General features: G+C 41.6%; 12 protein-coding genes and 2 tRNA genes. 8 read left to right on the forward strand and 6 right to left on the reverse strand.

The window, feature by feature from the left end:
• The coding region (locus NWP22_RS02625; RefSeq protein WP_425332602.1) for an IS607 family transposase at positions 1–214 on the reverse strand (214 nt) is incomplete at its 3' end.
• Between the two features lie 51 nt (positions 215–265).
• Here NWP22_RS02625 and NWP22_RS02630 point away from each other — a divergent pair.
• Positions 266–388, forward strand: coding sequence for a hypothetical protein (locus NWP22_RS02630; RefSeq protein WP_280801475.1), 123 nt, complete (start codon positions 266–268; stop codon positions 386–388).
• Here NWP22_RS02630 and NWP22_RS02635 read toward each other — a convergent pair.
• Positions 374–1279 (reverse strand): DMT family transporter, encoded by a 906-nt coding sequence (locus NWP22_RS02635; protein WP_280801476.1) that lies wholly within the window; start codon positions 1277–1279, stop codon positions 374–376. The two genes, NWP22_RS02630 and NWP22_RS02635, sit on opposite strands and share 15 nt — an antisense overlap.
• 237 nt (positions 1280–1516) lie before the next feature.
• Here NWP22_RS02635 and NWP22_RS02640 point away from each other — a divergent pair, with 237 nt between their 5' ends.
• On the forward strand, positions 1517–1861 hold the full coding sequence (locus tag NWP22_RS02640) for a hypothetical protein (RefSeq protein ID WP_271731447.1): 345 nt from the start codon (positions 1517–1519) through the stop codon (positions 1859–1861).
• Positions 1862–1948: 87 nt separating this feature from the next.
• Here the strand turns inward: NWP22_RS02640 and NWP22_RS02645 are convergent, their stop codons facing one another.
• Positions 1949–2788, reverse strand: a complete 840-nt coding sequence (locus NWP22_RS02645) for a tetratricopeptide repeat protein (protein WP_271731446.1) — start codon at positions 2786–2788, stop codon at positions 1949–1951.
• Positions 2789–3996: 1208 nt separating this feature from the next.
• On the opposite strand from NWP22_RS02645, the gene NWP22_RS02650 reads away from it, so the two are divergent.
• Together NWP22_RS02650 and NWP22_RS02655 are read left to right on the forward strand one after the other, a co-directional pair.
• The gene (locus NWP22_RS02650) at positions 3997–4320 is read left to right on the forward strand and encodes a hypothetical protein (RefSeq protein WP_271731445.1); all 324 of its coding nucleotides are present in this window, start codon (positions 3997–3999) and stop codon (positions 4318–4320) included.
• A 261-nt stretch (positions 4321–4581) separates the two neighbouring features.
• Complete coding sequence (locus NWP22_RS02655) at positions 4582–5079, forward strand: DUF427 domain-containing protein (protein WP_271731443.1); 498 nt, start codon at positions 4582–4584, stop codon at positions 5077–5079.
• A 44-nt stretch (positions 5080–5123) separates the two neighbouring features.
• Here the strand turns inward: NWP22_RS02655 and NWP22_RS02660 are convergent, their stop codons facing one another.
• Entirely contained in the window at positions 5124–5513 is a 390-nt protein-coding gene (locus NWP22_RS02660) for a hypothetical protein (RefSeq protein WP_271731442.1), read from the reverse strand.
• A gap of 206 nt (positions 5514–5719) precedes the next feature.
• Between NWP22_RS02660 and NWP22_RS02665 the strand changes: the two genes are divergently transcribed.
• Positions 5720–7372 carry a serine/threonine protein kinase gene (locus NWP22_RS02665; RefSeq protein ID WP_280801477.1) on the forward strand — a complete coding sequence of 551 codons (1653 nt, stop codon included), beginning with the start codon at positions 5720–5722 and terminating at the stop codon, positions 7370–7372.
• A gap of 100 nt (positions 7373–7472) precedes the next feature.
• Complete coding sequence (locus tag NWP22_RS02670) at positions 7473–7598, forward strand: hypothetical protein (RefSeq protein ID WP_280801478.1); 126 nt, start codon at positions 7473–7475, stop codon at positions 7596–7598.
• A 178-nt stretch (positions 7599–7776) separates the two neighbouring features.
• Here the strand turns inward: NWP22_RS02670 and NWP22_RS02675 are convergent.
• Positions 7777–7860: transfer RNA gene (locus NWP22_RS02675), tRNA-Leu, on the reverse strand.
• 151 nt (positions 7861–8011) lie between these two features.
• Here NWP22_RS02675 and NWP22_RS02680 point away from each other — a divergent pair.
• Positions 8012–8083: transfer RNA gene (locus NWP22_RS02680), tRNA-Gln, on the forward strand.
• A gap of 45 nt (positions 8084–8128) precedes the next feature.
• Here NWP22_RS02680 and NWP22_RS02685 read toward each other — a convergent pair.
• Complete coding sequence (locus NWP22_RS02685; protein ID WP_271730769.1) at positions 8129–8602, reverse strand: hypothetical protein; 474 nt, start codon at positions 8600–8602, stop codon at positions 8129–8131.
• A 222-nt stretch (positions 8603–8824) separates the two neighbouring features.
• Between NWP22_RS02685 and NWP22_RS02690 the strand changes: the two genes are divergently transcribed.
• Positions 8825–9136: helix-turn-helix domain-containing protein (locus NWP22_RS02690; RefSeq protein ID WP_280801479.1), on the forward strand; the 312-nt coding region annotated here is incomplete at its 3' end.

Genomic DNA, 9136 nt, shown 5'->3' on the forward strand with positions numbered 1-9136 from the left:
TTTCAGCTTGTCTTTCTAAGTTGTCTTTTGAACCATTATCAGAAACACGGCAGTAGATAGCTACAACTTTGTTAGGGTTTTGGTTGGTTTCAGGTAGATTAATAATTATGGTTCCTGTAGGTTGTTGATAACCTGTGATTAAGCCGGATTTGTACCAACGCCACGCAGTTCTATAACTTATCCCTACCTTTTTTGCATAATCAGATAGTTTCATTCATTTAATGATTGTACATTCATAGTTATATTATACTACAAATGTACATAAATGACTATAAATTCATTAAATTATTGTAGACCTTCTGGCGGAACGTCTGTACAAAGCTACGACCAAAAAGATGATTTAGAACGGTACACACCGTCCCAAGGTGGTCTGCTAGTCAAAAAATAACAATCCAATGCCAATGATGGCAATCATCACCCCCGCCATCCCTCGCCAACTCACTTTTTCCCCAATGCATATAGCAATAGGGATAACAAATAGGGGACTGGTCTGTAATAAGGTGGAAGCAATTCCCGCAGCTGTGAATTTAATCGCTGTTTGTTGTAGCCAAATACCTAAATAAGTACCACAAAAAGCCCCAAAGCACGCGGCGAAAATGACCCGCCAGGATGGTTTAGAGGAGGTATGGGGTAAGGCTTGCGCCTGGCCTTTGGGGAACCACAGCCAGCCAAAGAGAATCAATTGGGCTGCACTTAAGCGGAATAAAGCCGCCCACAAAGATGATATACTACCAGTAGTAAAGGCTACGCGAGCGATAACTGTAGCTATGGCATTGGTGATGGCGGCTAATAAGCCCAAACCGATCCCCCGCCATAGATGGGTGGGGGGATGATTGTTGCTACTGGGAAGCGGTTCTGTGATTACCCAAGCAACTCCTAAAATAGTAATTATAATTCCACACCAAGCTCTAATATTTAAACTTTCACCCAGCCAAATTATGGACAGGATAGCCGTGATGGGAGGGGACAGGGTACCGATAAGTAACACACGACGTGGTCCCAAATAATTGAGCGCCCCCATAAAAGCAGTATCACCCCAGCTAATACCGATTACTCCGCTCAAGCACAGTAAAAAAATCGGCGTGGGGGTGGAGGTGGGTAAGGATTCCCCAGTTACTAAGATGGTGAAAATTAGCAAGGCGATCGCTACTATCCCCTTGAGTGAATTCAGTCCCAGGGGCGGAATATGATTTCCCACAAAGCCATACACCACCGAGGCGATCGCCCACAAAGCAGCAGCAGCTAAAGCCGCTAACTCTCCCGCGGCATTTGTTAACAAATTATTAAAAATACAGGTTACCTCTTAAATAATCCACAAATTCATTTAATAATACAATAAAGAACCTAAAACATAGTAGCACTCTCTGCCTTAGAGTGCTAATTTTCCCAGGTAATTCTTGTCATATTATGGGCGAAGAAAATATTTTTTCTAGATGGCTGTAGATGATTGTATGCAAGAATTAATTAGCAGCGTCAAGATTTTCTACACAACTAATTAAATATGGGGAGAGATGGAATGAAATACACCTTTGATATTGTAGGAGTATCTCCTGTTTGGGAGTTTTTTAAACATCAACAACAGACCATAAACAAACCAATTAGTGGCGGTGTAGAATATCTCAGCACCCATAGATGTACTTTGGATGCTTTATTAGAATCTGTAGAACCATTACCCATAAAATGGGGTTGGAATACTGAACAGGTCAGAGAGACTGTAGTAAAGTTTTGGTTAAATAATGCCGAAAGTATTCGTTATTGGAAAGTCCGTTTAATAGATGCTGGTAATGAAAATATACTAGTTGCTAGGCTGGCAGAGATCAAATCTTTACAGGCGGAATTTGAATCTTTATTCAGTAAATAAATTTGGGAGCGCCATTTCCCCACTGTATCCCCTTGTGGGTATAGTTAGTCTCCAATCCCCAATTGAGGGGATTAATCACAATGATTGCTACCTAATCTCGCGAATATTGTTCATGACTTGTTGATATAATTCATTATTATTTTGTTGTTGAAAAATAGAGGCAGCTTGTTGTAGGTCTTGCAGCGCCCCTTCTCTGTCTCCCTCTGCAGCGCGGGCATTACCACGGTTATTGTAGGCGGGGGCAAAAGAAGAATTGAGGCGAATGGCTTGATTATAATCCCCAATGGCACCTTGTCTGTCTCCCTGGGCTGCCCGAGCATTGCCTCGATTATTGTAAGCCATGACAGAGCGAGAATCTAGGCTAATGGCTTGGTTGAAGTCATCTATGGCCCCTGCATTGTCCCCCTGAGCGGCGCGGGCATTTCCCCGATTATTATAGGCTTCGGCATAGCGGGGGGAAACCCGAATGGCTTCGTTATAGTCTGCGATCGCCCGTTGGTAGTCTCCTAGGGAAGCTAGGCCATTTCCCCGATAATTATAGGCTTCGCCATCGTCAGGAGCCAGATTAATGGCTTGATTGTAATCTGCGATCGCCCTTTGCTTGTCTCCCAGGTCAAAGTAAGCCAGTCCCCGGCTTTTATAGACCTGAGCATAGTCTGGGTCTTGATCAATAACTTGGTCATAAATAGCGATCGCCCCTTGCAAATCACCTCTTAGGTGTTTATTTTTACCCTCAACATAGAGATTTCCCGCTGAGGATGTTTGCACTGTCCGGCTGTTAGGAGGACTAAGACCTATTTCTGTTATCAATACCTCTCTATCTTGACTACAAGATATAGTAGTAATTCCACTTAATATACTCACCACAGCTATAGTCAGTCTTCTTTTAACTTTTAGGTGTTCTCGCTCAAATAACCGCAGTTTCATAAGTTAACTTAAACCCTCAACCGGAACGACAATTCAGACTAGATTTACTTCTTGTTTTTATTTACAATTGGTTCTCAGTTTTGAGAGTATCTGAAACCAGCAAAACCATAGCAAATATCTCCAATCTTGCGCACATCCCTAACCCCTGACTAAAAATATGTGCCTACAAGACTTTGTAACTAAACCTTATTAACTAATATTTTCCAGATTTAATTAATATTCACCTGTTAAATCAGGCCTCAAGAATAGAAATATTTATCCGGAATAATTTACAGATTTTTTATATAAATCACATTCTAGACAAATAAATTTATTTTTTATGTTTTTCCTGATACTTTATCTAGAATTAACCGGTGAATTTTCCTGTCAAATTAATATAGTCATCCTATTTGACTTGAGAAATTATGAGTGAGGAAAGGGAACAGGGAACAGGGAACACACCGAACAGAAATTGTTCATGAATCATTTAGGATTGCTATATTAATTAGATTAAGATAAATCGTTACAAAAGCTACAGTCAGCATGATGATAAATCTTGCGGGGTAGTCCTCGATACCGCCCTTTTATACCTAAGAGGTTGTTTGATAAGTTTTCCACAGGTAATTTTTATCTTAGGGAACAGGGAACAGGGAACAGGGATTAGAGAACACACCGGAAGAAACAAAATCAAGTCCCATTCCCTTGTGAAGAAAATGGGGAGGGTGGGGGTAAAACAATATTTGATACACTAATCATGACTTGACAAACATCCCCTAACTCAGATGAAGCGATCGCTCTATTCTAGCTCGGCGAATTATGCAGAGATTGACTTAAGAATACATTTCTAGATAGATCCAATTGTTGCGGTTGGTCAACACAGGCGATCGCGCGGCTATTTTGATATAATCATAAGATTGCCTGAATAATTCTACAACTCATATTATTCACATCTTCACCAACACTTAATAGTCAAGTTGTTGCATATGGGTTGCACTTGCATATTAATCAGTTTATTCTCTGTAGAGAAATAATATAAATCTCTATTATTTATCTAGCAAAGTTGAGGTAGGACAGTCAAGAAAAATACAAATATATATTGACTAAATCACTTCATGGTGTCCATAGCTATTCAACTCACCGTGTTACAGTGCAATTTAACCATAGAATACTTTGGTGCATAAATCCTTCCACATCATTGGACTAAGATGAAACCCTAAGAGCGTGCTGGGATGAAACTATCGAATCTAGATCCACTTATACCCCTCATGGAATTAAAAGCAAAATTCATGAAGTTACCAGAAAATTATTCCGTTGACGAGGGGGAATTAATCGAGTTTTTATCCCAGCGAAGATGGCCTGACAGAAATCGGCGCATTGATAGAACAACTTTTTGGCGGTGGCGAAACGACAACAAAATTGAGCATCAAAAATCCTTCGGTAAACTAGATATTTTAAAACTTTGCCAAATTTGCGATCACTACCGTTTAGATGGAACTCGCAATCAATACTTAACCATGGTTAATCATACTCCAGATTTGCCAGTTAAAAAATAAACTCTCGACTGCTTCGGCGTGCTTTACTATCCCTGTGTAAGAGGATGTTTGTATTGTTTGACCCCACCCTAACCCTCCCCTTGTAAGGGGAGGGGACTGGATTTGATTGTTTCGGTTCCCCATTCCCTGTTCCCTGTTCCCTGTTCCCTGTTCCCTAAAATAAAAATTACCTGTTGAAAACTTATCAAACATCCTCTAAGTGTGAATCCTTGGCTTTTGGGTAGTTCGTTGTTTAAAATGGGATTTTAATGTTTATTAATCATGGTGTCTCCTCAACCCATTAACCCCAGTCCCGGACAAGAATCAGTTTGGGACTACCCCCGTCCCCCTCGTCTAGAAGACACAAACAAACATATTCAAATCATTTTTAATGATGTCGTCATTGTGGACACCCACAGCGCCAAGCGGGTTTTAGAAACTAGTCATCCACCAACTTACTATATTCCCCCAGGGGATATCAAAATGGAATACTTAATACTGATGCCAAAATCTAGTTTTTGTGAGTGGAAAGGTATCGCTAGTTACTATACTATCCGCGTGGGTGATAAACAAGTACATAATGCGGCTTGGTTCTATCCGCACCCTACAGCTAATTTTGCCTCTATTAAGTATTATGTAGCATTCTATGCCCATCTCATGGATGCTTGCTATGTGGATGGGGAAAGAGTACAACCACAACCAGGTAATTTTTACGGTGGTTGGGTGACCCATGATATTGTCGGACCTTTTAAGGGTAGTCCGGGTACTTGGGGATGGTGAATCAACCTGACCCCAACCCTCTCCTTGTCAAGGGGAGGGGACTACTACAGTAAATATTGTTCTGCTTGTAATTTCAGTTTATCCCCCTCTAATAACACTTGGTCTATATAATCTTTCACCTCCATATAAGGTTGTCTTAAGTTGATTTTCTCTGACTGAATGGCTCTCCTGGTACTTTGTCGGACTTGACCAGCAAACTTACGTTGACCAAATAAATCTAGTCCCAATGAGATCATACTGTCTGGGAGTGCTTGGCTAGCTTGTTGGTTGATTTCTTTAATGGCTAAGTTTAGCTCTTTTTTAATTGCTCTTAATTGTTTCTGGATAAAGTTAATATTCTTAACTTGTAACTTGACTGATGGGGGATTATCCAGGGTTAAGGTCATTTGTTGCTGCAATTGAGCAATTTGTAATTGGGTTTCTTGTAAGTTCATGGCTATTACCCCTCATCCCAAAATCTGCTATTAGGTTATTCAATCATCCCACAAAAACCATTGTCATCTATCTAAGGGTAGATATTCTGTTTTTGGTTTTTTTAACGCAAAGGTTCGCAAAGGTGGCGCAAAGGTTCGCAAAGGGTGTTTAGAGATGGTTTATAATTTGTGTTACATTAATCACAGTTATTTGCTGCTACTAAATAATGAACTATCCAGACTTTACGCCACGGGGTTATGAAGTAATCAGGGAACTGGGACGCAACCGGGAAGGGGGGAGAATTGCTTGGTTAGCGTCACAGTTACAGACAGGTCAACAGGTAGTAATTAAACAGTTCTGTTTTGCTCAGACTGGTTCTAGTTGGTCAGCATATAAGGAACATGAGCGGGAAATTCAAGTGTTAAGGGGACTGAAACACCCCGGTATTCCTGAATATTTGGGCGCATTTGCAACAGATGACGGCTTTTGTTTAGTTCAAGAGTATAAAAACGCCGAGAGTTTAGCCATCGGGCGCAGTTTTGACCCGGAGGAAATTAAACACATAGCAGTTAAAGTTTTAGAAATATTAGTATATTTACAAAATCGCATACCTCCGGTAATTCATCGAGATGTGAAACCGGAAAATATCTTAGTAGATGACCAATTGAATGTGTATCTGATTGACTTTGGCATGAGTCGCATTGGTAGTCAAGAGGTGGCGGCTAGTAGTGTGTTCCAAGGTACGCCGGGTTTTATCCCCCCGGAGCAATTACGTAAACCCACGGAGGGTTCTGATTTATATGGGTTAGGTGCTACGTTGATTTGTTTACTCACCGGGAAAAAGTCAACGCAGATACAAGATTTGACAGATGAAGATGACCCCTATGTAATTCATTTCCGTGATTTATTACCCCGGTTAAGTCCCCGGTTTCTGGGGTGGTTGGAGTTGATGGTTAAACCACGGCTGAAAGAACGGTTTGCAGATGCTCAAACGGCTTTACAGGCGTTGACACCCTTGGATGTGGTGCGTGTACCAGAAGTGAAGTTGAGTACATTGGTGTTGGAGTTTAGAGCTACTCGCATCGGGGAAAGGTTAAAACAACCGATACAAGTGGTTAACACTATGTCGGAGACTTTGTTAGAGGGTAAGTGGGAAGTTGCACCCCATACCCAAGACCCGCCCCATACTCCCGACTCTCACAGTTGGATTGTGGTATCACCGAGGGAGTTTAAGGGTAATGAGATTAACTGTGATGTCTGGGTAGATACTAGTAAGTTAATGGCGGACAAGTTGTATGAGCGTCGGTTGTGGTTACGGAGTAATGCTGATGTGGAGGTTCACAGTTTAACTGTGCGGGTAAAAACAGCGCCTTTACCTATTGAACGGCGATCGGTTCCTTATTTGGGGTTGGTGGGTTCGTTGTTAAGTTTTACTGGGTTAACTTATGCAGGTTATGTATTTGTTCCTCTGATTGCGGCTGGGTTTGATGCTCGGATTGCGGCTGGGATTGCGGCTGGGATTGTGATTGGGATTGCGGCTGGGATTGCGGCTGGGGTTGAGGCTGGGATTGGGGGTGTGATTAAGGTTGGGATTGGGTTTGGGATTGTTGGGATTGGGATTGTTGGGATTGGGGCTGGGATTGGGGCTGGGATTGCAGCTGTGATTGAATTTGGCGGTAAGAAGTTGGGACTATTCACCGCCGGATTAGGAATCAGCAGCGGTATTGCGGTAGCAGTGGGAACGCTTCACCCCTACATTTTATTAGCCCTATTAGCTACGGGTTTACCCTTTGTAACTATGCTGCTCTATCCACCCATTCAACGCCGCCGGTTAATTGCTCAATATCGCCGGTCTGAGGAGCATTTGATTGCACCCTAGGTTTTTGAGGTGGGTTTTTTTAACGCCAAGGTTCGCCAAGGGTGTTTAAAGATGGTTTATAAGTGTTACATTAATCACAGTTATTTGCTGTTACTAAACAATGAACTATCCAGACTTTACACCACAGGGTTATGAAGTAATCAGGGAATTGGGACGCAACCGGGAAGGGGGGAGAATTGCTTGGTTAGCGTCACAGTTACAGAGGGGAACAGGGATTAGGGATTAGGGATTAGGGATTAGGGGAAGCAAAAAAATCAAGTCCCATTCCCTTCACAAGGGAATGGTGAGGGTGGGGGTAAAACAATATTTGATACAGTAATTACCAAGCTACCATATGTTTTACGTATAGTTGATCTAAGGCATAATTTTAGACGTTGTATCTGTTTAACTGACTTTGTAATTAATGGGCAGGAGGAGAATCGAACTCCTATGACCGCAAGGCCGCCACATTTTGAGTGTGGTGCGTCTACCAGTTTCGCCACCCGCCCTTGGTTTCAACTTTACTATTATATCCTATTTAACTGAATTTGCAACTGGTAAATCAAAAAAATTTAGAGGGGGAAATTTTTCGGAAATTTCTCGTCAAGGTACTTGACATTACCCCTGGTTAGGCTGCTATATTGTCATAGTGTGAATCATTGGGGCGTAGCCAAGCGGTAAGGCAGCGGGTTTTGGTCCCGCCATCCCTAGGTTCGAATCCTAGCGCCCCAGTAAATAAGGAGTAGATTAATCTGCTCCTTATTTTTTTATTTATTGTTAGGGGGACTTTAAAGCTTGATCTAAAATTTGCCGCGCGTGTTCGGCTTTAGCTCTAGCTTCCTGGTAGCGTAAATTAGCCTGGGCAAAGTTTTTTAGGACTTTAAAACCTTCCTTGAGGCGATTAATTTCCTCTTCAGTTACCGGATTATCTGAAAACAAAACATCAACAGCGTGACGAATTTCTAGGGCTTCGGCGCGTGATTCCTGCACCTTCAGCTTGAGTGTGGCGAGATTATTCAAAATCTGAACAGCTTCTGTAATACTGTCCTCACCACTGACAGAAAAATTTGTCTGTGGCTTCACCTCAATTAATTGTTGAGGGCCAAACCCCTCCTCCAATTCTGTGGGTAATTTACCAGCATCCATTAATTCCATCAGCTGATCCATGGCTTTATCACGGGCTTTGGCTGAATCTTTTCCAGAAACAGTGAGCATAATTTCTGGACTTTGAGCGAGAGTATACTGAACCATACTTAGAACAGAAAAATTGCTGATTAACCAAGCCAAGCGCCATAATCATAACATGAAGGCAGTACCAGGAACTCACAGGGGAAAGATGAGAATAAAACTCTATACTGAAAAAGGGTTAGTATTAGTTAATCTTTTATTAACTAATACTAATAAATAATCACATTGGCTCAAAATTTCCTGTCATCTTTTGGCTTGGTGACAAAATTGCAGTAAAATTACTGTATGCTACTAGGATTCAAAACCCAACTCAAAGTTAACAAGCAACAACGACTACTACTGGCGCAACACGCAGGAGTAGCCAGACACGCTTGGAATCAAGGTTTAGCACTTTGTCAACAGGTATTATTACATAACAAACTTAATCCTCAAGACAAAATCAAATTTCCCACAGCTATAGATTTACATAAATGGTTAGTAGCAGCCATTAAATCTACCCTTCCTTGGTATTATCAAGTGTCTAAATGCGCCCCTCAATACGCATTAAGATATCTGTCAGATGCCTTTAAATCCTTCTTCAAAAAAAGTAAAGGCTTT

This window comes from Anabaenopsis tanganyikae CS-531, assembly GCF_029891675.1.
GTDB lineage: Bacteria > Cyanobacteriota > Cyanobacteriia > Cyanobacteriales > Nostocaceae > Anabaenopsis > Anabaenopsis arnoldii.